At 35.5% G+C, this 26,402-nt stretch carries 30 protein-coding genes; 18 read left to right on the forward strand and 12 right to left on the reverse strand.

Annotated elements, in window-relative coordinates:
- Positions 1-81: 81 nt before the first annotated feature.
- Together J3495_RS12730 and J3495_RS12735 are read right to left on the reverse strand one after the other, a co-directional pair.
- A complete protein-coding gene (locus J3495_RS12730) occupies positions 82-996 on the reverse strand; it encodes an NAD(P)/FAD-dependent oxidoreductase (RefSeq protein ID WP_210666924.1) in 915 nt (304 codons plus the stop codon).
- Positions 983-1,369, reverse strand: a complete 387-nt coding sequence (locus J3495_RS12735; RefSeq protein WP_210666925.1) for a MerC domain-containing protein — start codon at positions 1,367-1,369, stop codon at positions 983-985. The genes J3495_RS12730 and J3495_RS12735 overlap by 14 nt, the downstream gene beginning before the upstream one ends.
- 94 nt (positions 1,370-1,463) lie before the next feature.
- Between J3495_RS12735 and J3495_RS12740 the strand changes: the two genes are divergently transcribed.
- The 3 genes from J3495_RS12740 to J3495_RS12750 all read left to right on the forward strand — a co-directional run bounded on the left by J3495_RS12740 (position 1,464) and on the right by J3495_RS12750 (position 4,540).
- On the forward strand, positions 1,464-1,844 hold the full coding sequence (locus J3495_RS12740; RefSeq protein WP_210666926.1) for a Fur family transcriptional regulator: 381 nt from the start codon (positions 1,464-1,466) through the stop codon (positions 1,842-1,844).
- Between the two features lie 77 nt (positions 1,845-1,921).
- Positions 1,922-3,790, forward strand: coding sequence for an Nramp family divalent metal transporter (locus J3495_RS12745; protein ID WP_210666927.1), 1,869 nt, complete (start codon positions 1,922-1,924; stop codon positions 3,788-3,790).
- A gap of 96 nt (positions 3,791-3,886) precedes the next feature.
- Positions 3,887-4,540 (forward strand): metal-dependent transcriptional regulator, encoded by a 654-nt coding sequence (locus J3495_RS12750; RefSeq protein ID WP_210666928.1) that lies wholly within the window; start codon positions 3,887-3,889, stop codon positions 4,538-4,540.
- Positions 4,541-4,926: 386 nt separating this feature from the next.
- Here J3495_RS12750 and J3495_RS12755 read toward each other — a convergent pair whose 3' ends face one another.
- The 9 genes from J3495_RS12755 to J3495_RS12795 all read right to left on the reverse strand — a co-directional run bounded on the left by J3495_RS12755 (position 4,927) and on the right by J3495_RS12795 (position 11,991).
- Complete coding sequence (locus J3495_RS12755; protein ID WP_210666929.1) at positions 4,927-5,328, reverse strand: hypothetical protein; 402 nt, start codon at positions 5,326-5,328, stop codon at positions 4,927-4,929.
- A 69-nt stretch (positions 5,329-5,397) separates the two neighbouring features.
- Positions 5,398-6,180: an enoyl-CoA hydratase/isomerase family protein gene (locus J3495_RS12760; RefSeq protein ID WP_210666930.1), complete on the reverse strand. Its 783-nt coding sequence runs from the start codon at positions 6,178-6,180 to the stop codon at positions 5,398-5,400.
- A 10-nt stretch (positions 6,181-6,190) separates the two neighbouring features.
- Positions 6,191-7,606, reverse strand: coding sequence for an ATP-binding protein (locus J3495_RS12765; RefSeq protein WP_210666975.1), 1,416 nt, complete (start codon positions 7,604-7,606; stop codon positions 6,191-6,193).
- Between the two features lie 135 nt (positions 7,607-7,741).
- The gene (locus tag J3495_RS12770; RefSeq protein ID WP_210666931.1) at positions 7,742-8,290 is read right to left on the reverse strand and encodes a CopD family protein; all 549 of its coding nucleotides are present in this window, start codon (positions 8,288-8,290) and stop codon (positions 7,742-7,744) included.
- A gap of 22 nt (positions 8,291-8,312) precedes the next feature.
- Positions 8,313-9,332 carry a ferrochelatase gene (gene hemH / locus J3495_RS12775; protein WP_210666932.1) on the reverse strand — a complete coding sequence of 340 codons (1,020 nt, stop codon included), beginning with the start codon at positions 9,330-9,332 and terminating at the stop codon, positions 8,313-8,315.
- Positions 9,333-9,431: 99 nt separating this feature from the next.
- Positions 9,432-10,301, reverse strand: a complete 870-nt coding sequence (locus J3495_RS12780) for a helix-turn-helix domain-containing protein (protein ID WP_210666933.1) — start codon at positions 10,299-10,301, stop codon at positions 9,432-9,434.
- Positions 10,302-10,438: 137 nt separating this feature from the next.
- The gene (locus J3495_RS12785; protein ID WP_210666934.1) at positions 10,439-10,978 is read right to left on the reverse strand and encodes a YceI family protein; all 540 of its coding nucleotides are present in this window, start codon (positions 10,976-10,978) and stop codon (positions 10,439-10,441) included.
- Positions 10,979-11,066: 88 nt separating this feature from the next.
- Positions 11,067-11,606: a YceI family protein gene (locus J3495_RS12790; RefSeq protein ID WP_210666935.1), complete on the reverse strand. Its 540-nt coding sequence runs from the start codon at positions 11,604-11,606 to the stop codon at positions 11,067-11,069.
- Between the two features lie 19 nt (positions 11,607-11,625).
- Complete coding sequence (locus tag J3495_RS12795; RefSeq protein WP_210666936.1) at positions 11,626-11,991, reverse strand: hypothetical protein; 366 nt, start codon at positions 11,989-11,991, stop codon at positions 11,626-11,628.
- 181 nt (positions 11,992-12,172) lie between these two features.
- Here J3495_RS12795 and J3495_RS12800 point away from each other — a divergent pair, with 181 nt between their 5' ends.
- From J3495_RS12800 to J3495_RS12870, 15 genes are all read left to right on the forward strand, one after another.
- Positions 12,173-12,562 (forward strand): OB-fold protein, encoded by a 390-nt coding sequence (locus J3495_RS12800; RefSeq protein WP_210666937.1) that lies wholly within the window; start codon positions 12,173-12,175, stop codon positions 12,560-12,562.
- A gap of 38 nt (positions 12,563-12,600) precedes the next feature.
- Positions 12,601-13,440, forward strand: coding sequence for a DUF5777 family beta-barrel protein (locus J3495_RS12805; protein WP_210666938.1), 840 nt, complete (start codon positions 12,601-12,603; stop codon positions 13,438-13,440).
- Between the two features lie 138 nt (positions 13,441-13,578).
- On the forward strand, positions 13,579-14,007 hold the full coding sequence (locus J3495_RS12810; RefSeq protein WP_229975587.1) for a hypothetical protein: 429 nt from the start codon (positions 13,579-13,581) through the stop codon (positions 14,005-14,007).
- Positions 14,008-14,026: 19 nt separating this feature from the next.
- Entirely contained in the window at positions 14,027-14,620 is a 594-nt protein-coding gene (locus J3495_RS12815; RefSeq protein WP_210666940.1) for a globin family protein, read from the forward strand.
- Between the two features lie 418 nt (positions 14,621-15,038).
- Positions 15,039-16,295, forward strand: coding sequence for a glutamyl-tRNA reductase (gene hemA / locus J3495_RS12820; RefSeq protein ID WP_210666941.1), 1,257 nt, complete (start codon positions 15,039-15,041; stop codon positions 16,293-16,295).
- 105 nt (positions 16,296-16,400) lie between these two features.
- Positions 16,401-17,327 (forward strand): hydroxymethylbilane synthase, encoded by a 927-nt coding sequence (hemC, locus tag J3495_RS12825; RefSeq protein ID WP_210666976.1) that lies wholly within the window; start codon positions 16,401-16,403, stop codon positions 17,325-17,327.
- The gene (locus tag J3495_RS12830; RefSeq protein ID WP_210666942.1) at positions 17,327-18,001 is read left to right on the forward strand and encodes a uroporphyrinogen-III synthase; all 675 of its coding nucleotides are present in this window, start codon (positions 17,327-17,329) and stop codon (positions 17,999-18,001) included. Before hemC ends, J3495_RS12830 begins: the two co-directional genes overlap by 1 nt.
- Before the next feature lie 76 nt (positions 18,002-18,077).
- On the forward strand, positions 18,078-19,106 hold the full coding sequence (hemE, locus tag J3495_RS12835; RefSeq protein ID WP_210666943.1) for a uroporphyrinogen decarboxylase: 1,029 nt from the start codon (positions 18,078-18,080) through the stop codon (positions 19,104-19,106).
- Between the two features lie 126 nt (positions 19,107-19,232).
- On the forward strand, positions 19,233-19,784 hold the full coding sequence (locus tag J3495_RS12840; protein ID WP_210666944.1) for a transposase: 552 nt from the start codon (positions 19,233-19,235) through the stop codon (positions 19,782-19,784).
- 117 nt (positions 19,785-19,901) lie between these two features.
- The gene (locus tag J3495_RS12845) at positions 19,902-20,285 is read left to right on the forward strand and encodes a hypothetical protein (RefSeq protein WP_210666945.1); all 384 of its coding nucleotides are present in this window, start codon (positions 19,902-19,904) and stop codon (positions 20,283-20,285) included.
- Complete coding sequence (locus J3495_RS12850; RefSeq protein WP_210666946.1) at positions 20,282-20,833, forward strand: GNAT family N-acetyltransferase; 552 nt, start codon at positions 20,282-20,284, stop codon at positions 20,831-20,833. Before J3495_RS12845 ends, J3495_RS12850 begins: the two co-directional genes overlap by 4 nt.
- A complete protein-coding gene (gene hemF, locus J3495_RS12855; RefSeq protein ID WP_210666947.1) occupies positions 20,823-21,725 on the forward strand; it encodes an oxygen-dependent coproporphyrinogen oxidase in 903 nt (300 codons plus the stop codon). Before J3495_RS12850 ends, hemF begins: the two co-directional genes overlap by 11 nt.
- Positions 21,726-21,727: 2 nt before the next feature.
- Complete coding sequence (locus J3495_RS12860) at positions 21,728-22,660, forward strand: DUF4421 family protein (protein ID WP_236025463.1); 933 nt, start codon at positions 21,728-21,730, stop codon at positions 22,658-22,660.
- Between the two features lie 62 nt (positions 22,661-22,722).
- A complete protein-coding gene (gene hemB, locus J3495_RS12865) occupies positions 22,723-23,724 on the forward strand; it encodes a porphobilinogen synthase (RefSeq protein ID WP_210666949.1) in 1,002 nt (333 codons plus the stop codon).
- 34 nt (positions 23,725-23,758) lie between these two features.
- A complete protein-coding gene (locus tag J3495_RS12870; RefSeq protein ID WP_210666950.1) occupies positions 23,759-24,151 on the forward strand; it encodes a c-type cytochrome in 393 nt (130 codons plus the stop codon).
- A gap of 83 nt (positions 24,152-24,234) precedes the next feature.
- On the opposite strand, the gene J3495_RS12875 is transcribed toward J3495_RS12870, so the two are convergent.
- Entirely contained in the window at positions 24,235-26,295 is a 2,061-nt protein-coding gene (locus tag J3495_RS12875; protein ID WP_210666951.1) for a M13 family metallopeptidase, read from the reverse strand.
- Positions 26,296-26,402 lie beyond the last annotated feature (107 nt).

Here is a 26,402-nt window from a genome sequence, read left to right on the forward strand (position 1 = left end):
TAAAAATTAAATTCGATAAATAAAATTTTTGATGATAAAAATTCACATTCCATTATATTTCAGTCAACTAAATCAAAAGTGCTACTTCATAAATTCTTCGTCAATGAGCTCTTTATTGATCATTGCTCCCGCTAAAGAACCTGACGAAACTGCCATCGCCACGGCTCTCGCCGGATAACAATTATCGCCACTTGCAAACACTCCGCGAAGAGTGGTTTTTTGTAAATGATCTACTTTTAGCAGTCCTTGCTCTGTCAATTCGCAGCCAAGAACGGAAGGTAAAAGACAATGTTGCTCAAAAGGAGGTCTGTGATACACGGCTTTAACACTTATTTTTTCTCTGTTTTTAAAGACGATACAACTGATATTACCTTTTTCGTGTTCAAAAGATTCAATTTCATCTTCGATAATTGCAACTTTATTTTTGGCAAGAATTTGTATTTGTTCTGCTGTCAAAGTAGCTTTTCCGTTGGTACACAATCGTAACTCTTTTGTCCAGTTGGCTATTAGTTTTGCATATTCAAAACCAGCTTCGCCATTTGCTATTATAGCTGTTTTTTCAGACTTCACTTCGTAACCATGACAATACGGGCAATGAATTACAGAAATCCCCCAGCACTCATCAAACCCTTCGATTTTGGGAAGCAAGTCTTTTACCCCTGTGGCAAACAATAGTTTTTTGGCATAAAAAACCGCTCCTGATGCTGTGGTGATTTCAAATCCGTTCTCTGTTACGATGGCCTTTGTGGCAAGCCCATTATAAAACTGAACAGTTTTGTAAAGTGCAACTTGTATTTTGGCTTTCGCCGAAATTACATTGGGTTTCTGACCATCGTGAGTAATAAAATTGTGCGAATGCGGCGTTTGTCTGTTACAAGCCAAACCGCTATCAATGACCAAAACTTGTCGCAAGGAACGACCTAAAGCCATCGCAGCAGAAAGCCCGCTATAACTGCCGCCGATTATAATAACTTCAAAATGTTTACTTTGTATCATGTTTTTTTTCTTTATTTAATGGAGAAAATAGATTACTATGTGATTTATAGTTTAAAAAATGTCCTATGATCATTCCGATTCCTCCCCAATAAATAAGTTTTAGATGCACGTCAAAAAAAATTTCATACAAAATACTAATCAATATTGCAGTCATCGAAATAATCAGGATAGTAGCAACCAAAAGATTTGATTTTTTAATACTTTTGAGTATTGCAAACAAACCAATTGCGGCACAAACCAAATCAATAAATGGATTGTGCGTTAGTCCCAAAGGCAGCATACTAAGAAGTGGAAAAATAAGACAGTGTACCAAGCAAATGGTTGCACTCGAAATTCCTAAAAGATCATAAATAGGTACTACAGTTTTTCTCATTTTTAGTATATTTGATTAATGCAATTTTGTTGCAAATATAGAAGTTTTTTATTAATTGCAACTTTGTTGCGTTATATAATTTGAAAAAATATAAATGAAGATTACAAGAAACACCGTAGCAAAGACAGCCGTTCTAGAGATTTTTGGGAATTCAACAACGGCGCTTTCGCATACCGAAATTCAGAAGCAGCTGAACGAAGTTTGTGATCGCGTAACGACTTACAGAATACTTGACAGACTAATACAAGACGATATTATTCATAAAATAGTAGATCTTGACGGAACTGTAAAATACGCGAAATGCCGTCATGAGCATCGCGTACACATTCATAATCATGCCCATTTTAGTTGCGAAAATTGTCATGAAATAACATGCTTAGAAAATGTAAAACCGAGTTACCTTATTCCGCATAGCTATAAAGTAAAAGACATTAACTTTACGCTTTCAGGTTTGTGCCCAAAATGCTCATCCTAACAACATTTAGACTAGTCTAAAAATTTTATTAAACGAATACTATTTTTCTATATATTTGTTAAAACAATATTTTTACAATGACTAAATCTTTAGAAGAAGTTAACCAATCGGTTGCTACAGAGCATAAAAAAAAGGGATTCAGAAAAATATTAGCCTTTTTAGGACCCGCCTACTTAGTCAGTGTGGGTTACATGGATCCGGGAAACTGGGCCACAGATATTGCCGGCGGCAGTCAGTTTGGGTATTCTTTGCTTTGGGTTTTGCTAATGAGCAACTTGATGGCGCTTTTGCTTCAAAGTTTGAGTGCACGTCTCGGAATCGTTACCCAACGTGACTTGGCACAGGCATCGAGAGAGACCTATTCTAAGTTTATCAACTATATTTTATACTTTTTGGCCGAAATCGCCATTGCAGCCTGCGACTTGGCCGAAGTTTTAGGAATGGCGATCGGAATCAACTTATTGTTTGATATTCCGCTTATCGAAGGCGTTTTGATCACCGTTTTAGACACTTTTTTATTGTTGTTTTTAATTAATAAAGGCATCCGAAAAATGGAGGCATTTATCATTGTACTCGTTGCCATCATTGGGTTTTCTTTTATTTTTGAAATGATTTTTGCAGAGCCGGAAATAGACAAAGTAATTTACGGATTGATTCCGTCGATCCCGAGTTCGGCTGCTTTGTACATCGCGATCGGCATCATCGGTGCGACCGTAATGCCACACAACTTGTACCTACATTCTTCTTTGGTACAAACCCGAAAATTCGACAGGACTCCGGCGGGAATCAAACAAGCCTTAAAATACAATTTTATTGATTCTACCATTGCCCTAAATCTTGCTTTTTTTGTCAACGCTGCTATTCTAATTTTAGCAGCAGCCACATTTTACAAAAATGGCATGTTTGAAGTTGCCGAAATTCAGGACGCGCATCAGTTTCTGGAACCTTTATTAGGCACCAAATGGGCACCTATTTTATTTGCCGTAGCTTTAATCGCGGCAGGACAAAGCTCAACCATAACGGGAACACTGGCAGGACAAATTGTAATGGAAGGCTATTTGAATTTAAGAATTCAACCTTGGGTACGACGCATCATTACCCGCTTGATCGCTATTGTCCCAGCGGTGGTCGTAATCATGATTTATGGCGAAAGCGTAACCGGTAAATTATTGATTTTAAGCCAAGTAATCCTGAGTTTACAATTGGGTTTTGCGATTATTCCGTTGATACATTTTGTGAGCGACAAAACCAAAATGAAAGGTTTTCATATCTCCAGAACTACTCAATTTGCCGCCTGGACTATTGCTTTGATCATTGTTTCGCTCAATGCAAAATTGGTTTATGACGAGATTAATTCCTGGTTAGAAAGCTCCAGTAATTCTCTAATTCTTTGGTTTACGGTTGTCCCGCTGGCATTTGGATTTTTAGGATTGTTGCTTTATATCGTTTTTAAACCTTTTATTGCTAGGGCAAAGTCGAATATCGAAAACCATTCACCTCATCATTTACAGTTAAATTTTACTTCGAAAGAAGTTTATACCAAGAAAAACATCGCTATTTCTGTCGATTTTTCTAATGCTGATGAAGCTGCGCTCAACAACGCCTTCGAATTGGGCGGAATCGAGGCGCAATACACTTTAATTCATATTGTAGAAACCGTTGGTGCATTAATTTACGGAGGCCATGTTGACGACCACGAAACCACTATTGACGAAAAATTATTATTAGAATATAAAGAAATACTTTCTCAAAAAGGCTTTAAGATCGAAACCGAACTTGGCTTTGGAAAACCTAACAGCGTGATTCCGAAAATAATAAACCAAGGCAATTTTGATATTTTAGTGATGGGAACCCACGGCCACACAGGCTTAAAAGACCTTTTATTTGGCACCACAGTTGACAAATTGAGACATAAAATTTCGATACCTTTGTTAATTGTTAAATAAAAGTTGCTAAGGCACTGAGCAACTAAGGTTCTAAGGTTTTCTTTAGCATCTTTACACTCAGAACCTCAGCAACTAAGAACCTTACAACCTCAAGAAATGACTTTCTCAGAAGAAAACTATCTTAAAGCGATTTACCACCTTACGGCTTCGTCTGATACCGAAGTAAGCACCAATGCCATTGCCGAAATGATGGAAACCAAAGCGTCGTCTGTTACAGATATGCTTAAAAAATTATCCGAAAAAGATTTGATTAACTACAAAAAGTACCAAGGCGTTTCTTTGACGGAAAACGGAAGATTGGCGGCAAAAATGATCGTGAGAAAACATCGTTTATGGGAAGTTTTCTTGGTCGAAAAACTGAATTTTACTTGGGATGAAGTTCACGACATTGCAGAACAGTTAGAACACATCAAATCGGAGCAATTGATCAATCGTTTGGATGATTTTTTAGGAAATCCGACAGAAGACCCGCATGGTGACCCGATTCCCGATGCCAACGGACGTATTGTAAAAGTTGAAAAACAATTGCTTTCTGAACTTACCGAGAATCAAACTGGGGTTTGTGTGGGTGTAAAAGATACTTCCTCGGAGTTTTTGAAATACTTAGACAAACAAGAGATTGCTTTGGGTTCCCGAATTGTATTTCTATCGAAAGAAACCTTCGATTTATCGGTAAAAATTAGCGTAGATGGCAGAGAATTGTCTATTTCGAACAAAATTGCTTCAAATTTATTCGTGAAATTGGTTTAAATCATGGATATCGATGTGTTTTTATATATAGTTTTCTCAGTCACTTTTTTTGGGATTGTTATTACTCAGGAGAAATCATTACATAATAAAAAGACTTTTTTAAAGCTCTTTCTATTTTCTGCTTTTCTCATCTTAATTGGAATTATATTTCTTTACGATAAAAATCAAAAAAATCAAAAACTAAGCTATTTTGGCTCTCAAATGACCTTTATCTTTTTATATCTTTATAAATTCGTAAGTTTAATTTATTATCCGATTTTTCTAAGACAACCCGAAATTTCTAAAAGTCCAAAACATAAAATTGACATTATCCCTACTTTAATTGTTTTTACAGGAACAATCAGTTTGCCTTTTATCGTTGACACTTATATTACCCAGCAATTTTTTTAGACAATCCCCTTCTCTACCATTTCGAGCATGACCGTCGAAGCATTTTTAAACGTTGGTGGCTGCTCGATAATACTGCCTGCGTTTTTCTTGTTGACTTTGAAAGTCAGGTCATTATCGGTGGTGAATAAAAGTGCTGTCAGGAACGGATTCTTGATGTAGGTTCCCAACACCATCAAAGCTTCGTCTAAAGTATGAATGCTTTCGATTTCTTCGGTTTTGTAGCGCGTTGTTAGTGAGATTGAAAAGGTATTATCTTCGTTTAAAACCAAACGAAAATAGATGTTTTTGATTTCGGTGTCACCAATAGTTTTGGCGAGTGTAAGTTTGGCAAAAGTGCCGCTTTGAATACTTTCTTTAACGCGTTGGCAAAAGAGAGCAAATATAGGTTCGTAAGACATGATGTTTTGCGAGTCGAAAAACGACTAATTTACTGTTTATCTAATTTTTATATTATTGAATATAAAGTTTTACTTTCCGGTAAATTCGGCTTTTCTTTTTTCTAAAAAAGCAGTAGTTCCTTCTTTAAAATCCTGAGTTCCGAAACATTTTCCGAATGATTTGATTTCGGTTTCAAAACCATCTTTCCCGTCTTTGTAATTGGCATTTATCGCTTTTATCGCTTTGTTGATAGCATAAGGCGCATTTTTAATGATTTTTTGAGCGATTCCGGAAGTAAACGCCAAAAGTTCTGCTTGTGGCACCACATGATTGACCAAACCGTATTGTTTTGCTTCTTCGGCGGTAATCATGGCTGCGGTCATAATCATCTCCATCGCGCGGCCTTTACCCACCAATTGTGGCAAACGCTGTGTTCCTCCGTAACCCGGGATTAATCCTAGAGAAACTTCTGGAAGCCCCATTTTGGCATTGTCAGATGCAATTCTAAAATGACACGACATGGCCAACTCCAGTCCACCTCCCAATGCAAAACCGTTTACGGCTGCAATGACTGGTTTCTTTAAATTTTCTATCAGATCGAATAAAGATTCTTGACCTTCAGCGGCCAATTGAGCCCCTTCGACAATAGTATAATTTGCAAATTCTGAAATATCAGCGCCTGCTACAAACGCTTTTTCGCCAGTTCCTGTCAAAACAATAACACGAACGTCCTCATTTTTAGCTAATATTTGAATCGCTTTGCTCAGGTCATTAATAGTTGCTTTGTTTAAGGCATTAAGTTTTGTGGGACGATTAATGGTTACGGTGGCTATTTTTTCTTCGATAGCTATTAAAAGATTTTCGTAGTTCATGATAATGGTTTTATGCGTTTGTAATGGGTAGGGAAACCGTAAAAGTAGTTCCTTTTCCGTAAGTTGATTCAAAGGTAATTGTTCCTTTATAATTTTCGATGATGTTTTTGATAATTCCGAGTCCTAAACCCATTCCGCTGGTTTTGGTTGTGAATTTTGGTTCAAAAATGCGACCAATATCTTGCTTCTGGATTCCAATTCCGTTGTCTTTTACAGCAATTTCAACATTATTATTGCGTCTTTTTACGGTCACGACAATTGATTTATGAAATTGGCTTTCCGGAATTGCCTGTGTGGCATTTTTAACCAAGTTGGTAATCACACGAATCAGTTGCGTACGATCCATTTTAGAAATAATTTCTTCTTCCTGACTTTCAAAAACAATATAATCTTCATTAAAAATATCCAAAGAAAGTTCTACAACTTCGACCACATTTAAGGTCTCGTTTTGCTGCGCTGGCATAGAAGCAAAATTAGAAAACGCCGAAGCCACTGCGCTCATCGTATCAATTTGCTGAATTAAGGTTTCGGAGTAATCATTCATTTTTTGCTTTACATCCGGCAAAGTGGGGTCAAACTTGCGTTGAAAACTCTGTACCGTCAAGCGCATTGGAGTAAGCGGGTTTTTAATCTCGTGCGCAACCTGTTTTGCCATTTCGCGCCAAGCTTCTTCGCGCTCGCTTTGTGCCAATTTGATCGCACTGGTCTCTAACTTATCGACCATTCCGTTGTAGGCTTTTATCAAAAAGTTGACTTCTTTACTATTGGCTTCCAAAACAATTTTTTCGTTTTTCTGGTCTAAATTCGTTTCTTCCAATCGGTCTGAAATCGTTTTTAACGATTTTGTGATGTAAGTAGATAAAAAATACGCCAAAGCAAAAGCAACTACCAACATAAAAGAGTAAACTTGACTCAAACGAATTAAAAAAGTGTTCAATTCATTATCATAATAACCATCGTCCTCAAGATAAGGCAGGTTTAAGACTCCCAAAGGTTTGAATTTCTCGTCTTTTATCAAACTGTAGGACGAGCGATTTTTAACTCCGTCAATGGTTTTAATATCTACAAAACGCTTTTCGATAGACGAACGAACCAATTTTAGGATATATTCGGGAATGGGCGGCGCGACTTTATCAACGGCGAAAGACTCCTTAGACGATTTTAGTAATTTTCCGTTAAGGCTGTAAATATTAATTTCGATATTGTGAATTTGCGCTAATTCGTGGATTTTATCTTTGAAAATTAAATCTAAATTCCCCGTTTTCAGCGGATAAGTGGTAGTTGATAGCACGTAATTAATGTGTTCTTTTACGGCATTTTCTTTGCGCTCTAAACGTTCCTGATGGTATTCTTTGGCTTCATTTTTAAATTGAATAATCGAAATAGAAGCCATTAAAAAAGAAGCCACAACAATCAATACAATCATCGAAAGGAAAATCCTAACACGAAGCGAAAGCATCGACATTTTGAAGTTGTTGAACATAGGTGTTGTTTTTTTAGCTTCAGGTTTCAGGTTGCTGATCGCGACAACAACCTAAAACTTTAAACCTGAAACTTTAAACTATTTTTTCTCGCGTATTCTTTTATAAAATTGAAATCCTAGCATCAGTAGAACCGAGAACAAAATGATTCCGATTACGCCATAAATCCAATTGAAGGCATTTTTTAGAACAACCAAAAAAACCACTGCAAAAAGTATAATGGTAGCTCCTTCATTCCATAAACGCATAAAATTAGTAGAATATTTCACTTCATTGTTTTGAAGCTGTTTAAAAATCTGATGGCATTTTAAGTGATACAAATATAATAAAAACACGAAACACAATTTTACGTGCATCCAAGGCATTTTGAGCCAAGCGTTTCCCAAATCGGTAAAAAACAACATCCAAAAAGCAAAAATACTGGCTAAAATTGCCGAAGGCCAAGTGATAATATACCACAAACGATACGACATAATTTTGAATTGCGATTGCAAAATTTCCTTTTCAGGAGATGGTTTAGCGTTGGCCTCAATTTGATACACAAACAGACGCACTATATTAAACAATCCCACAAACCAGGTTAATACGAAGATAATATGTAATGCTTTTAAGTAGTTGTAATATTCCATTTAGGTCATTTTTGTCTTTGTATTATTTTTTTGCTGCCCAATCACTAATCCAGGTACCTACTGTTTTACACCACTCATCATCATCATTTAAACAAGGAATAGCTTTGAAGTTTTCTCCTCCATGCGCTTTAAATTCATGATTGGCTTCCATGGCAATTTCTTCCAAAGTTTCTAGACAATCCGATACAAATGCTGGTGTTACTACGGCTAAGTTTTTAATTCCTTTTTCAGGCATTTTATTCACCTCTACATCAGTATAAGGCGTTAACCATTTGTCTCCGGCCAATCGTGACTGAAAAGTCTGGCTGTATTTTCCTTCTGGAATACCCAATAATTTAACAACTTGTTTGGTGGTTTCGTAACATTGATGACGGTAACAAAATTCGTGTGCCGGCGAAGGCGTATTACAGCAAGAACCATCAATTTTACAATGTGATTTTGTGATATCTGTTTTACGAATGTGACGCTCTGGGATTCCGTGATACGAGAATAATAAATGATCGTAATCGTAGCCTTCTAAATGACCTTTAATAGAATCGGCAAGATTTTGCAGATAATCGGGTTTGTTATAAAATGCGGGAACAATGGTAAATTTCATTTCAGGAAAATGTTTTTTACGCAGTTCTTCTGCTAGTTCTAATATGGTAGTTGTAGACGCCATAGCATGTTGCGGGTACAAAGGAAAAAGCAACACTTCATTCACGCCTTTATCATGCAATTCCTGTAAACCAGACAACAACGAAGGATTTCCGTAACGCATGGCCAAAGAAACCGGAACCTCTACTAATTTTTGTACCTTTTTGTGCATTCTTTTAGAAATAACAACAAGAGGAGAACCTTCGTCCCACCAGATTTTAGCATAAGCAGCGGCCGATTTTTTAGGTCTTGTTTGTAAAATAATACCGCGAACTAATATTGCTCGCAACAAAAACGGAACATCAATCACGTATTTGTCCATTAAAAACTCATCTAAATATGGTTTTACATCTTTGGGAGTTGGACTTTCCGGAGAACCTAAATTTACTAATAATACACCTTTCATGTTATCTTTTTTTGTTGAAACAAAAGTACTTAAACCTACTTTTTTTCAAATTGTGATTAACTATTTTTTATTTATTGTTTAATATCTGAAATCGATTCTTTACTGAATGTTTGGATTGATCGACATCAAATATTTTTTTGGAGTTGTGGCAAACTTTTTCTTAAAGGCTGCTATAAAGTGACTTCCGGTGCTGTACCCAATTTTCAAGCCTACTTCGTTAACATTATAAGATCCGCTGTCGAGTAATTTTCGGGCAAAATCCATTTTATAATCAAACAAAAAACCATAAACCGTATCGCCATAAATTTGCTTAAAACCCATTTTTAGTTTTTTCAAATTCAGACCCACCTGATCAGAAAGTTCCTGTAATCCAGGCGGTTCGGCCATATTGGCTATGATAATTTCTTTGGCTTTTTTAATTTTCAATACATTTTCTTCATCCACCAAAAAAGGACATTGCTCTGCATCAGGATCTTCATTTCGATTAAAAAAAAGACTCAGCAACTCGTATCCTTTTCCTTTGTAATACAGATTTTTTATAGATGGATTAAGATTGTAATGAAACATTTGGTTCAGCACAATCGCCATTGACGGACTAATATCGCTCTCGTTATAATACTTTTTTTCTTGATTTTCTTTGCTCAAAAAAGGAATATGTTCTGCATCGTCTGTAAACAATCCATGAAATTTTCTAATGGAAACGAATATTGAAATCAACCAGGATTTTGGCGCAATTTCTACGTTTAGAGGCAATTCTTTTTCGGTATTATAAAACAATAATGCTTTTTCTCCTTTGAGATTGAGCACATAATTACGTTGGTTAAAAATGAAGTTGGCACTTCCTTTTAACCCGAAATGAAATTGTATCAACCCCAATTGAACGGGACGTTGAAAGGTTAAAACCTCATCAGTATTATTTTGAAAACGAATTAAAATAAAATCATCGTCAATTTTTATTTCTTCTTCCATTTTTTTGATTTCCTTTATTCAACTTAAAAATAACGTCTTTTAGTGAAACGCCAGATTTGGTCTTTCAAAATTAAATCTTTTTGATGGTTTATTCTTTACTTCGCCTTAAAATTATAAAATGTTTATTGTTTAGCACCTTATTTCAAGACCGCATTGAGCTGAACATTGATTTTATTAGACACTTTGCTTTTGACTACCGAAGGTATAGCAATATTAAAATCGCTTGCATTTACGGAGAAATTAGACAACATATTGATTCCCGCGGACGATTTACTCATTTTTATTACCGTTTTGATCGCAACTGTTTTTCCGTGAAGTTCCAATTTTCCATTAACCGTAAAATCTTTTGGCGTCGCGGTTAGGCTGTTGCTATCAAAATTTTCTAACTTTCCTTTAAAAGTCGCTTTCGGATATTGGTCGCTTTCGATATAATTTTCGTTAAAATGCTCTTCCATCAGCGCTACCTTAAACCGAAATCCTTTTACTAAAGCCAAACTTGCTATTTCTCCCGTTGCAGGATTCAAAACTACAGTAACACTTTTGTTCGTCGCCTTTACTTCTTCAAAAGAAGGAACAGAAGCTTCAAAAGTGATAATTCCTGATTTACAAACCAGCTTTTCCTGAGCAATCGCCCAATTGGAGAATGCTAAAATGGCTATTACGATGATTTTTTTCATATCATTTGCTTTTAAAATTATTATTTCGAAAAGATTTTACAACTTTTTAGATCAAACTTGGTCTTTCAAACTTTCTTTTTAATGCCCTTTATTTTAAAACAGCAATAATCTGAATATTGACTTTATTGTCTAATTTATACTTAATAAGTGCCGGAATTGGTATGCCATAATCATCTGCGTTGACAGAGAAATCGGTTAAAATAGTAATTCGAGGACCTGATTTGGTAATTTTTGCATTTACAATAACGTCTTTGGTTTTGCCATGAAGTTCTAATTTTCCTTTGATGATAAAATCTTTATAACCTTCTGTCAGACTGTTGGCGTCAAAATCTTGTATTTGTCCTCTAAACACTGCTTTTGGATAAGTATTCGTTTCCATATAATTTTCATTAAAATGTTCTTCCATCAAAGCGATTTCAAAACGAAAACCTTTCATCATGGCCAAACTTGCAATTTCTCCTGTTCTTCTATTCAGAACAAAAGTGACATTAGTATTGGTTCCCTTAACGGGCTGAAAAGAAGGCACAGATGCTTCAACCGATATTGTTGCTGTTTTGGTGATCAGTTTCTCTTGCGAAAAAACGATCAGAGACACCAATAACATGGTGATAAGTAATATTTTTTTCATAGTATTTTTTGCCGGATTGTTATTCTAACAATCCGTCCTGCTGCCATTTTAAGATGATGTCGATTGTGGTCTGAGGCAATCTTGGCCCTCCTTGTGGCATCAATAAACTGTTGCCGTTTTCTAATGAAATTCTGTTTAACAACCCACGGTTTTGAACAGCACTTTTTACTTGATCGTACGTAACTAAAGACATTGGAGCTCCATTTCTTGGCGTTGCCGCGTGGCAGGAAATACAATTATTGTCGATAATAGATTTTACATTTTGATTGTAGGTTACTGCTCCAGAAATTGGAGTGTCTTCCATCAAAGTATCAGGGTTGTCATCACTGCATCCTATTAATAAAGTAGCGAATGCCAAAACAGAGAAAAGGTTTTTCGGTTTCATAATAATTGATTTTTAATTTAAAAAAAAGTTTTCACAACTCTGCAGAATTATAAAAACAACTCACTGATTTCATATACGGTATAATGTTCATTCTAGTTTTTTAAGTGAAGCTTTCTTTTGCGGGCGAAACCAATCTTACCGTTTTACCGTAGATAAGAAAACACCTCTAAAAATCGATCTCATGAGAAAAAAGATATTCATCGGAACTTTAATTGTATTGGCCACAGCTACTGCAGTTTATTTTTATACCTATCAAGACCACAGAAACATTAGCAGCGAAAAGGCTTCTTATGTAATGAGCATTTCTGACTTAGAACAGGAGTTTGCTAAAAACGACAGTCTTGCATTACTGAAATATCAAGATAAGACTATTGAATTGACGGCACAGGTAACAGCAGTTGAAAGCGAGGACAAAGCACTTATTCTAGAACAAAAACTCTTTGCAACTTTTAATGACAGTGTGCCTGAAAACATTGTTTCTGGCGAAAAAATCAACATCAAAGGACGATTTCTTGGCTATGATGAATTACTAGACGAATTTAAAATGGACCAGAGCTCCATTATTGAATAATTAAAAAAACAATTTCTAACAATCCAAAATTATATTTTATGAAAAAGCTTATACTCTTATTTTTTTTATTCCCTTTGGCATCATTTGCACAAAATGATCTTCTGGACGGAATGGATACTGCTACTCGCAACGAAAAAGTAACATCTGCCTTTAAGGGCTTAAAAATTGTCAATTTAGAATCCACTAAACTTGCTGCAAAAGGTGATTTGTATTTTATTGTAGCACATAGATTTGGTTCTGTAAAAGATGGTTTTGAAGGATTCTTTGGTTTGGATAATGCCAACACGCAACTAAAATTTGTTTACGGATTGACACAATGGCTTACCATTAGTGCTGCCCGTAGCGAATTGGCTTATGATTTTTCTACCAAGTACACGTTGCTTAATCAGACTACTAATGGTTTTCCAGTAACCGTTGCCGGTTTTACAAGTTTGGCGATCAACAATACGCTGAAAGAAAGTCTTTACCCGAAACTAACTTTTGACAATCGTTTTACTTATGTAGGTCAATTATTGATTTCCAGAAAATTCTCCGAAAAACTATCTTTAGAAGTAGCGCCAACGATGTTTCATGAAAACTTTGTAGATAACGTGCAGCAAGATAATACGCAATATGCGGTTGGGCTTGGAGGTCGTTACAAATTATCTAAACGTTGGTCACTAAATGTTGATTATGCTGCACATTTAAACAGAGCATCAAATTCTATCTACAAAAATCCACTCTCTGTAGGTTTTGATTTAGAAACTGGTGGGCATGTTTTTCAGATGCATTTTACTAGTTCTCAAGGAATTCACGAAGCAGGATATCTTGCTCAAACCACAGGAGACTGGACAAAAGGAGATGTGTTTTTTGGGTTTAACCTTCTTAGGGTTTTCTAAAAATTTTAGCTTTTTAATGCCCTATTCGACAGTTTTTGGTATTTAAAACAATTCTAAATTAAACATCTTAACAGTATTCGCAAAACCAGATAGGAAAAACGCTCGTAGATACTTTTCACAACCTTAAAACTTATGAAAATGAATAAAACAATCAAAAAAGGACTACTTATCCTGGGAGGAACCGCCTTGCTGTTTATCGCTATTTTGCTTTTTCACATTATAACAGCCAAACCAGCGGTATACGAGAGTCCGAACTTACAAGTGAGTCGTATTGATTTTGAAAACAATATCGATTCGCTGCAAGCTAAACAAATTAGCGCTGACTTGAGATCAATCAAAGGCCTGACCTCTGATTCTATTATTATTAAAAGAAATGTTGTGGTGTATTTCCATAACAACAAAATCACTAATTCAGAGAAAGTATTCAACGAATTAATGAGTAAAAGACCTTACGAAGCCAAACGATATATTTTACCAGCCAATCTAGCCAGCAAAGAAGTTTGTCCAGTAGATCAGAATAGTTTTAGTTATAAAATGTCTAAATCTATAAATCAATTTTTTAATTAATCCTTAAATACTATTTATTATGAGAAATTTTTCAAGAATTACACTAAGTGTATTATTAGTTTCGTCAGCAGCATTTACTTCTTGCAGCAATGACGATGATTCAACGCCAACAGAGCCAGTAAAAGCATCAATTTACACACGTTTAGGCGGAACAACGATGGTTGCAGATCCTGATAATTCAGGACAAATGATTGAGCAAGGACGTTTGTCATTTCGTAAAGTAGTAAACTCTACAATCGGACTTATTGTTGCTGATGTTCAAGCAAATGCTGCAGGAAATTTACAAGCACATTTTGCTCCAGTTTTGGCAGAGACGGGAAATACTCAGGCTACCAGCATTGCAAAATTGTCTGATAATCTAACCGATTTCTTCTCTTTTAATACAGGAGGAACAAATGCAGTAAACACGTACTCAGGTTTAAACATGGTAGCTGCGCATGATCCAGCAACAAATCCACGTATGGGAACAAAATCGAACACTGCAGATTATACAAAATTCGTAGGATATGTAGGAGCAGCAGCAAATGCTAACGGAGTAGCTTCAAACACAGAATTATACACTGATATTGTGGCTGTTCTAGAATCATTGAGAACTCCTATCGTTCAAAAATAATTCTTTTCCAAAGTCAAAAACGCTACCTTCTACAGGTAGCGTTTTTATTTAATACGCAATTTATAGCGTTAACTCTTTCAAAAGCAAGTCAATAATATTGCTGCTCATTAAATCTGAAGTATCGTTATTAAAGTTTTTAAAAAAAACGATCAAAAAAAGTATTTTAATACCACTTTGAAAGAACCCTAAGCGATATTTTTTCGTACATACTATAGAAGTCAGTGCGCAACCTTATTTAGAACAAATCTATATAAATGGTCAAAAAACACCTGATTTCTCTATATTTCTAATAAAAACCGTTTTTGTAATTACGATTTTGAATCAATTTTTCTTGAAGCGATACAAAAAGAACTTACAGCGTTGTTTTTATAAAATAGTTAATAATAATTTTGTTGAACTTTTTAAGGAAAGTATAATTATGGAAAACTTTAACATGTCCAGAAACAGCACTTTTTACGCTTTAGGTTTAAGTTACAAAAAAGCAGATGCAACAATAAGAGGAAAATTTAGCCTGGATGCCAAAGCTCAATCTATCTTATTAATGCAGGCCGAAGCCGAAGGAATAGAGTCGCTGATCGTTACATCAACTTGCAATAGAACCGAAATTTATGGTTTTGCTAATCATCCCTATGAATTAATCAAATTGCTTTGTGAAAACAGTAACGGATCTGTTGAAGAATTTCAGGAAGTAGCTTATATTTATAAAAATCAGGAAGCGATCAATCACATGTTTCGTGTAGGAACAGGATTAGACAGCCAAATTTTAGGTGATTTTGAAATTATAAGTCAAATAAAAAATGCTTTCAACCAAAGTAAATCCAATGGTTTAATAAATACTTTCATGGAGCGTTTGGTAAACTCTGTGATTCAGGCCAGCAAAAAAATCAAAACAGACACGGAGATTTCTTCTGGTGCGACTTCAGTTTCTTTTGCTTCTGTTCAATACATCATCAAAAATGTAGAAGATATTGCCAACAAAAATATTTTACTTTTCGGAACGGGAAAAATTGGTAGAAATACTTGTGAAAATCTTGTAAAACATACCAAACACGAACAAATCATCCTGATCAACAGAACCAAAGACAAAGCCGAAAAATTGGCCGAAAAACTGGATTTAGTTGTAAAAGATTATTCTGATCTGGAAGTAGAAATACAAAAAGCAGATGTTTTGGTAGTGGCCACTGGTGCTCAAAACCCAACGGTTGACAAAGCCATCTTAAATCTTAAAAAGCCTTTGCTTATTTTAGATTTATCGATTCCTAAAAACGTACATGAAAATGTTACCGAAATAAAAGGCGTAACGCTAATTCACATGGATTACTTGTCGCAACTAACCGATGAAACTTTAGAAAAAAGAAAAACACACATTCCTGCTGCCGAAGTTATTATCGAAGAAATAAAAGACGAATTCAACACCTGGACAAAAGGCAGAAAATTTGCACCAACTATTAATGCTTTGAAAGCCAAACTTAACGACATCAAAAACTCGGAATTGGATTTTCAAAGTAGAAAAATAGCTGATTTTAATGAAAAACAAGCCGAAATTATCAGCAACAGAATTATTCATAAAATTACCACTCATTTTGCAAATCACCTCAAAGAAGAAAACACGATGGTAGATGAATGCATCGAAATGATAGAAAAAATATTTAAAATTGAAGCAGTAGTCAAGTAATATTTTTATTCTAAATTGCATTGAATTTCAGAAAATAATGCGTCATAGTTACACCATTATGGAATAAGTTCCTGAAATTCTTTAATTATGGCAGAAAAAACAAAAATGGCAGAAAAAACGATACGTATAGGCACAAGAGATAGCGAACTCGCTTTATGGCAAGCACATACGGTTCAAAAAAAATTAAATGATCTTGGTTACACAACCGAGATTGTTGCTGTAAAATCTACAGGTGATATTATTTTAGACAAACCTCTTTACGAGCTTGGTATTACCGGTATTTTTACAAAAACCTTAGATATTGCCATGATCAACGGCGATATTGATATTGCGGTTCATTCTATGAAAGATGTGCCAACGGCTTTACCAAAAGGCGTTGTTCAGGCGGCAGTTTTAGAAAGAGCCAATGTTTTGGATATTCTGGTTCATAAAGGAAATCCTGATTTCGAGAACCAACCAAGTACAGTTGCCACAGGAAGTTTACGCCGTCAGGCGATGTGGCTTAACAAATACCCGCATCATACCGTAGTCGATTTACGTGGAAACGTAAATACACGTATGCAAAAACTACAAGATAGCGATTGGAATGGCGCTGTTTTTGCCGCTGCAGGTCTGGAGCGCATCAACCTTACTCCCGAAAATTATATCAATTTAGATTGGATGATTCCAGCGCCTGCACAAGGAGCAATGCTGGTTGTAGCCATGGAAAACGACAATTATACCCTGGATGCCATATCTCAATTAAATCATATCGAAACCGAAATCTGTACCTATATCGAGCGCCAGTTTTTAAGAACATTAGAAGGTGGTTGTACAGCGCCAATTGGTGCACTGGTGCGCTATGACGAAGAAGAAGATACTTTGCGTTTTCAAGGTATTTTACTTTCTGTTGACGGAAAACAAAAACTCGAAATTGACAAAACAGTTGCCATTGAAGAATGGAAAAAACTAGGATTCTACGCTGCTCAGGAAATTTTAAACTCGGGCGGAGCTGAATTGATGCAAACCATTAAAGAATCGTTGAAAAAATAATGAGTAAGTCAATTCAAATATTATCTACAAAAGTGCTTTCAGGCATTCAGAAGCAAGCTTTACAAAAAGCGAATTTTGAAGTAATTGAAGCAGATTTTATTACAACCGAAAATAATGCTTTCGAAATAAAAGACCTTAACGACAATTTAATTTTCACGAGCCAAAATGCGGTTCTGAGCGTTTTATCAAATCCAAAAGTAGAAGAGCTAAAAACCAAAAATGTCTTTTGCGTCGGACTTAAAACAAAAATTTTACTGTCGGAAAACGGTTTTAATGTGGTGGCTTACACGGGTTATGCTTCAGATTTGGCCGAAATCATCACTTTGATTTACCGTAATGAGAGCTATACTTTTTTTAGTGGAAACATGAGACGAGAAACGTTGCCCAAAGCACTAAAAGAAGCAGATATTAAACTGAATGAAATTCAGGTGTACGAAACAACCCTGACACCTCAAAAGATAAAAACGGCTGTCGATGCGATTCTGTTTTTTAGTCCGTCCGGTGTTGAAAGTTACCTCAAAGACAATTCCATCAAAAAAGAAAAATGCTTTTGTATTGGCGAAACCACCGCTCAAGCTTTAGATAAAATTACAAAAAACATCAGTATTGCTGATCAGCCCACGGTTGAAGACGTCATAGAAGATGTGATTACTCAATATACCAATACGCTTTAGGCAATCTGCCAAAAGCAAAAAATCAAGACAAACAACGCTTAAAGCCAAGAGCTTAAAGCCCAAAGCAATAAAAAAAATGTTAAAAAACGACCTATTTTTAAAAGCACTAAAAGGAGAAACTGTTCAACGTCCGCCAGTATGGATGATGCGCCAAGCCGGAAGATATTTACCAGAATTTATCGCTTTACGTGATAAATATGATTTCTTTACCCGTTGTCAAACTCCAGAATTGGCTGCAGAAATCACCGTTCAGCCTATTAGAAGAATTGCACCGGATGCAGCGATTTTATTCTCGGATATTTTGGTGGTTCCGCAAGCAATGGGAATTGAAGTGTTGATGAAAGAAAATTTTGGTCCGTTTTTACCAAATCCAATTCGCACAACAGCAGATGTTGATCGCGTTTATGTTCCAAACATTCAGGAAAGCCTTGGTTATGTGATGGATGCCATCAAACTCACCAAAGAAATGCTGAATGACGAAGTACCACTTATTGGTTTCGCAGGTTCGCCATGGACGATTTTCTGTTATGCTGTTGAAGGAAAAGGCTCTAAAAGCTTTGATACTGCCAAAGGATTTTGTTTTTCAAATCCGATAGCAGCGCATACCTTGTTGCAAAAAATTACAGACACTACGATTTTATACTTAAAAGAAAAAGTAAAATCGGGAGTAGATGCCGTTCAGATTTTTGACTCTTGGGGAGGAATGCTTTCTCCTGTTGATTATCAGGAATTTTCATGGAAATACATCAACCAAATCGTTGAGGCTTTGGCAGATCACGCTCCGGTTATTGTTTTCGGAAAAGGATGTTGGTTTGCGCTTGGCGAAATGGGTAAAAGCAGAGCTTCGGCTTTGGGAGTAGATTGGACATGTTCGGCCAGAAATGCACGCTATTTGTCTGGTGGAAACATTACTTTACAAGGAAATTTCGACCCATCAAGATTACTTTCCCCAATTCCTACCATCAAAAAAATGGTTCATGAAATGATCGACGAGTTCGGAAAAGATAAATATATCGTAAATTTAGGCCACGGAATTTTACCGAACATCCCTGTAGATCACGCCAAAGCGTTTATTGATGCGGTGAAGGAATACCAAGCAAAATAGTTGATTTTTTTTAGTTGACGTTTATATTTCCTGCAAGGTTTTTAAAACCTTGTAGGTATAAATAAGTTTACCAGTAACTATAAGAAGACCTAAAAGGTTTTCGAAAATGGAAAACATAATAACAGTATGAAATTGGAAGTTTTAGAGAAAGATTGTTATTATCATATTTTTAATCGGGGAATTGATGGAGTTACGATCTTTGAAAATGACAATAATAAAATTTATTTTTTAAATCAATTATCAAGATATTCTGAAGATAAAATATCTATTTTGGCTTATTGTCTTATGAGTAATCACTTTCATCTGGTCATTCGATTAAATACTGAGGAAAAAGAAGTCACTCAATTACTTTCAAATTTTTTCAATTCTTATGCTAAGGCGTTCAATAAACAAAAAAATAGAACTGGCAGTCTTTTTGAAAAACATTTTAAAAGAATAAAATTAAAGGATAAGAATTATTTAAAACAATTAATTCTTTACGTTCATTTGAATCCGACACATCATTTTAATTTAGACTTTAAAAGCTATAAATTTTCATCATTTCAAGCTTTTTTATCCAATAAGGAAACAAAAATAGTACGTGACGAAGTTTTAGAATTATTTGGAGGTTTAGAAAATTTCCTGTTTTGCCATAATCAAAAAAATAATCTTTTGAATGAAACATATACTTTTGAGTAATACGTTTTGTCTGGAAAGACTTTGAAAACAATATAAAACTGCTGAGAATATTACAGTGTCTAACAACAATAAAAAATACCTACAAGGTTTTTAAAACCTTGCAGGAAAAAGAAAATCATGCTCAACAAAGGTTTAAGAGACGATGAAGCCATTAGAATTGACAATGTCCTTAAAACATTGCGGGCTCTTGACTTTCTACCAAAAACATTGTGTGATGATGAACTATTTAGCCTTGAAAATTTATTAAAAGAGTTCGGTTTAAGTATTGAATCTTTAATAGACTATCAGAAGGATGAATTAATTGAATTATTGCATCGTAATCATTTTGATTTCAATCAATTAGAGCAATTTGCCGATTTTTTGATGGAATTTTCAAAAGCAGAAAACTATAATTTTGAAGACAAAGCATTAGCTATTTACCAACATATTCAGCAGGAAAGCAGCATTTTTTCCTTTGGGATTAATGCTAAAATAGCTTCGGCTGCAAACACAAAAAGGTGATTTTTACAGATTTAAAAACAGAAAGAATCGCTACTATTCTTCCGGAAGAGTTTTACAACCTCATCAGGAAGAATAAACAACATATCGAAAAGTCTTTTCCTGTTACACTCGCAAGTTGTTTAGATTTAGAAAAAACAAAGGAATTTATTGTTTTAAATCAAAACATAGAAAACAAAAAAGACGGTTATTTTTTTTATATTAGAAACACCAAAACGAACAATCTAATTGGTTATTTATGTGTAAAAAGTATTAATAATCGCATTTCGAAATGTGAATTGGGTTATTTTATAGATAAGGATTTTCAAGGAAAAGGAATTACTTCGCAAGTAGTTTCAGAAGCGTTGGATTTTTGTTTCTGTACATTAAACCTGAATAAAGTTTTTATTTGTACATCAAAAATCAACAAAGCCAGTCAGCAGATTGCACTAAAACATCATTTTAAGCAAGAAGGAATATTGCGGGAGGAATTCAAAAGCGGTAACGGAACATTTGAAGACATCGTTTATTTTGGATTGCTAAAATCAGAATACCATAAACATGAAAGATAAATTTTACGCCTACATACAACAGTTGCAAGACCAGATTTGTGCCGGATTAGAAGCCGTTGACGGAACGACAAAATTTCGTGAAGACCTCTGGAAACGTCCGGAAGGCGGTGGTGGAAGAACACGTGTTATTGAGAACGGAAGTGTTTTTGAGAAAGGCGGCGTTAACATTTCTGCGGTTCATGGAACATTGCCCGAAGCGATGCAGAAAATGTTTGGCGTTGGCGAAGCCGATTTTTTTGCTTGTGGACTCAGTTTGGTTTTACACCCAAAAAACCCAATGGCACCAACGGTTCATGCCAACTGGCGATATTTTGAAATGTACGATGAAAAAGGAAATATTATCGAACAATGGTTTGGCGGCGGACAGGATTTAACACCTTATTATTTGTTTGAAGAAGATGCGAAACATTTTCATCAAACGTGTAAAACCGCTTGCGACCAACACAATCCTGAATTTTATACAAAATATAAAAAACAATGTGATGCTTATTTTTGGAATGCTCATAGAAACGAAGCCCGCGGAATTGGCGGTTTGTTCTTTGATTATTGCAAAGCAAATGAGCAAATGAGCATGGAAAACTGGTTCAGTTTCGTAACCGAAGTTGGAAATTCATTCTTAGAAGCGTATGTTCCGATTGTAGAAAAAAGAAAACACATGCCTTTTACAGCAGAGCAAAGAACGTGGCAGGAAATCCGTCGTGGCCGTTATGTAGAATTCAATTTGGTTCACGATAAAGGCACGCTTTTCGGACTAAAAACCAACGGAAGAATAGAAAGTATTCTGATGAGTTTGCCTCCGCATGTGCAATGGGTATACGACCATCATCCGGAAGCGGGAACCGAAGAAGAAAAACTAATATTAACACTTGAAAATCCTCGAGAATGGATCTAAAAATGATTTATATAGTGTTTTTTGGAGGCGTTTGTGGGTCTTTTGCCCAAAATGATTCGCTTCAAAATCACTATTTTAAATCATATAATGACAAAATCACGGCGAGTCTTTATTATTTAGATACTTCCAATAATTTTCAGATAGGATTTACATCTGATAATCAAAAAAAATACATCGATCTCATTCCAAACCGTAAAGAACAATTGGGTGTAAGTCTGAGTTACAAATTTATTGATATGAGTTTTGGATATTCTCCGAGATTTTTTGATGTCAACAAAGACAATTCAGACTCAAAACTATTTAGTTTCAACACCCGGTTTTATTATAAAAAATGGATGCAGTCGTTTACTTTTATCAATCAAAAAGGCTTTTATGCCAGTGAAGAAAATTTTGAAGTAGCTTTTCCGCGCATGCGTACTACAAAAATCGGAGGAACAACTTCTTATATCTTTAATGATCAATTCTCCTATAAAACCTTAGTCAATCAAAATGAATGGCAGACCAAAAGTTCAGGAAGTTTTATTCCGAATTTTTCGTTTTATTATACTAATTTGAATTTAAACAACGAACCCAATTCATCCAACGGCGATATTTATGTTTTGTCGTTAGCACCCTCTTATTTTTATAATTTTGTCATCAGCAATCGTTTTTTAATTGGTGCAGGAATAGCATTCGGAGCAGGAATTAATAGTATTGACGGAGATGTTTCGGCTTTGTATGAACTCGATTTGAATTTAAAATTGGCTTATAACAAAGATTCCTTTTTTGCCTTTGCGAGTCTAAATAATCTTAATTTTGTTCAAAAAGAATCACCTTCCAACAGATTAAATGACAATATTTCGACCATAAAACTTTCGTTGGGCTATCGCTTTGACCCTCCCAACAAAGTACAAGAGGTTTACGAAAAAATAAATCAAAAGATTAAAATTGAATAATCATAATTAATGCCCTTATTTTATATTTAAACCCTGAAAATTTAAACCTTAAACAAAAAAATATGTTCCCATTACAAAGAGGTAGAAGACTACGCGTAAATGAATCGATACGCAGTTTGGTTCGCGAAACAACATTAAGCCCAAGTGATTTTATGTTTCCGATGTTTATTGCAGAAGGCGAAAATTATAAAGTAGAAATTTCATCAATGCCCGGAATTTATCGCCGTTCGATTGATTTAACTGTTGAAGAAGTAAAAGAACTTTTTGCTTTAGGAATTCGTGCTGTTAATATTTATGTAAAAGTAGATGAATCGCTAAAAGACAATACGGGTAAAGAAGCCTGGAATGCTGACGGATTAATGCAAAAAGCCATAAAAAGCATCAAAGCTGCGTGTCCCGAAATGATCGTAATGCCAGATGTTGCACTTGATCCTTACTCAATTTACGGTCACGACGGAATTATCGAAAACGGTGATGTTGCCAACGATATTACCAACGAAGCCCTTGTAAAAATGGCCGTTTCGCATGCACAAGCCGGAGCAGATTTTGTAGCTCCGAGCGATATGATGGACGGGCGTGTTTTACGCTTACGCGAAGGATTGGATGCTGCGGGTTTTCATAATGTGGGCATCATGAGCTATTCTGCTAAATATGCTTCTGCTTTTTACGGTCCTTTTCGTGACGCTTTAGACAGTGCTCCGAGAGAAGCGGATGTCGTGGTTCCGAAAGACAAAAAAACCTACCAAATGGATTATGCCAATCGTATCGAAGCGATCAAAGAAGCTTTATCTGATGTAGAAGAAGGAGCCGATATGGTCATGGTAAAACCTGGAATTGCCTATCTGGATATCGTGCGCGAAGTAAAAAATGCTGTAAATGTTCCGGTAACCGTTTTTCATGTTTCGGGAGAATACGCTATGATAAAAGCCGCCGCCGAAAGAGGCTGGCTGGACCACGACAAAATCATGATGGAACAATTGATGTGTATCAAAAGAGCCGGAGCCAGTTTAATATCGACTTACTTTGCAAAAGAAGCGGCAATACTTTTACACAATAACAAGTAGAAAACAATTCAGCCCTAAACTCAGCTTAAAAATCATGAAAAAAATACTATTCTTATCTGCGGTTTTAACTTTTGCATCTTGCAAAAAAGAAGAAAAAACAACCATAGATAATTCACAAATCGCAACCGAAGAAGCTGCTCCAGCTGCAACTCCAGAAGAATTAGGAAAATCAATTTTTGAAGGAAAAGGAAATTGTGTTTCCTGCCATCAGGTCGATCAAAAAGTAATTGGCCCAAGCATACAAGAAATTGCAAAAACTTATAAAAGCAAAAACGCTGATATTGTAACTTTTCTAAAAGGAAATGCAGACCCCATTGTAGACCCAAGTCAATATGATGTTATGAAGACAAACCTTGCGGTGACCAAAGAGATGTCTGATGAAGAACTACTGGCGATTCAAACGTATATTTACAGCCATCTGAAATAATACTTATTTTCTTCAGAACAAACAAATAGATTAAAACAAAAACGGCGCTAAATTTTAGCGCCGTTTTTTACATTTATAAAAGATTACCAGATTTTAACTCTTTTCTCTGGTTCTACATACATTTTGTCTCCTTTTTTGATTCCGAATGCCTCATAAAAAGCATCCACATTCTGAACCGGCACATACGCTCTGTACATTCCCGGAGAGTGCGGATCTGTTTTTACTTGACTTTTTATCGCTTCATCTCTAGATTTGGTTCTCCAGACAGTTGCCCAGGAAATAAAGAAACGTTGCTCTGGTGTGTAACCGTCAATTAAACCCGGATGAGGATTAGATCTCAAGTACAATTGCAAACCATCGTAAGCAGCGTTAATACCACCTAAATCACCGATGTTTTCACCCAAAGTAAATTTACCATCAACATGAATGCCCGGTAATGGCTCCAAAGCGCTATATTGAGCTGCAAGATCACCACCAAGAGCAGTAAATTGCTTCAAGTCGTCAGCTGTCCACCAGTCTACGAGATTTCCATCTGCGTTGTAACGAGCCCCTGAATCATCAAAACCATGAGAGATTTCGTGACCAATAACAGCTCCAATTCCTCCATAATTTACAGCTTCGTCTGCCTGATAATTATAGAAAGGCGGTTGTAAAATTGCTGCTGGAAAAACAATCTCGTTGTAAGACGGATTAAAATAAGCGTTTACTGTTTGCGGAGACATCCCCCACTCTGTTTTATCTACTGGCTTGCCTAATTTAGCAAGGTCTTCTTCATAATCCCATTTTGATAAATTTTTCATATTATCAAAATAAGTCCCACCTTCATTAACATTTTTAAGTGTCAAAGCCGAATAGTCTTTCCACTTATCAGGATATCCAATTTTTACTGTTAGTTTATTCAGTTTCTCAATAGCTTTTGCTTTTGTTTCGTTAGACATCCAAGGCAAAGCATTGATTCTGTTTTGATACGCCAACATTACATTTGCGATCATATTTTTTGCTTTTTCTTTTGCTTCAGCAGGAAATAATTTCTCTACATACAATTTTCCTAAAGCCTCTCCAGTTGCACCGTTGATTACCTGCAAAGCCATTTCGTCACGTGGACGTTGTTTCAAAGCACCAGTTAAAGTCTTTCCGTAGAAATCAAAATTAGCATTTTCGATATCGGTGCTTAACGTAGAAGCAGCTCTATTTAAAACAGTCCATTTTAGGTACTCTTTCCAAGCTTCTATTTTCTTTTCTGTGAATGTTTTTTCTAAAGCCACCATATAACGTGGTTGAGCAACATTAACGGTGTCTAATTTTGCCATTCCGATTCCAGCAAAATATTTCTCCCACTGAATAGAAGGCGTGCTCTTTTTTAAATCGGCAACGGCAGTTGGATTGTATTGTTTTCTGCGGTCTCTTCTTTCTACACGATCCAATCTTGGAGCAGACATTTCAACTTCTAAAGCTAAAATTTGTTTTGCGCTTTCTTTGGCTTTTGCAGGAGATTCTCCGATAAACTGTAACATTCTAGCCACGTGCACTTCGTATTTCTCACGTTTTTCTTTAGAATCTTTATCATCAGAATTGTAATAATCTTTATCAGACAATCCTAGAGCTCCCGGAGTTAAGTTAACAGAATTTTTGTTACTGTTTTTGGCATCTGCTCCAATATAGATTCCAAAGAAACCAAGACCACCTTGAGGCTGCATTTCGATAAGAAGATTTTGCAAATCGGCTACTGTTTTAATAGCATCTATTTTCTTCAAATACGGTTGAAGCGGCGTTACACCACGTTTGTTTCTTCCAACAGTATCCAAAATAGTGTTGTATAAAGCGATGGCTTTACCTTGATCTGTGTTGGATTTGTACTTTGGATTCTTAGACGCTTCTTTTAGAATTTCTAGAGCATCCTTGTCTGTTTTTTGTCTTAATTCGTTAAAACTTCCCCAAGAATTTCTGTCACTTGGAATTTCAGTTTTATCCAACCAAGTTCCGTTTACAAAACGAAAAAAGTCTTCTGACGGACTAATTTTGGTATTCATGTATGATACATTAATACCTGGTTCTTTAGGTTTAGCATCTTGTGCCTGAATTGCTGTAAAAGACAACATTACAGAAAAAGCACAAAACACCGATTTGTTAAGCTGTTTAATCATTTTTGTATATAGTTTTAGGATATATACAAATTTATCGTTATTCTTCTGAACTTACCGTTAAAATTCAAAGTTTTTTAAGCAAAAAATATTAATTCTCGCATTTTTAT

Source organism: Flavobacterium geliluteum (assembly GCF_017948595.1).
Classification (GTDB): Bacteria; Bacteroidota; Bacteroidia; order Flavobacteriales; family Flavobacteriaceae; genus Flavobacterium; species Flavobacterium flavipigmentatum.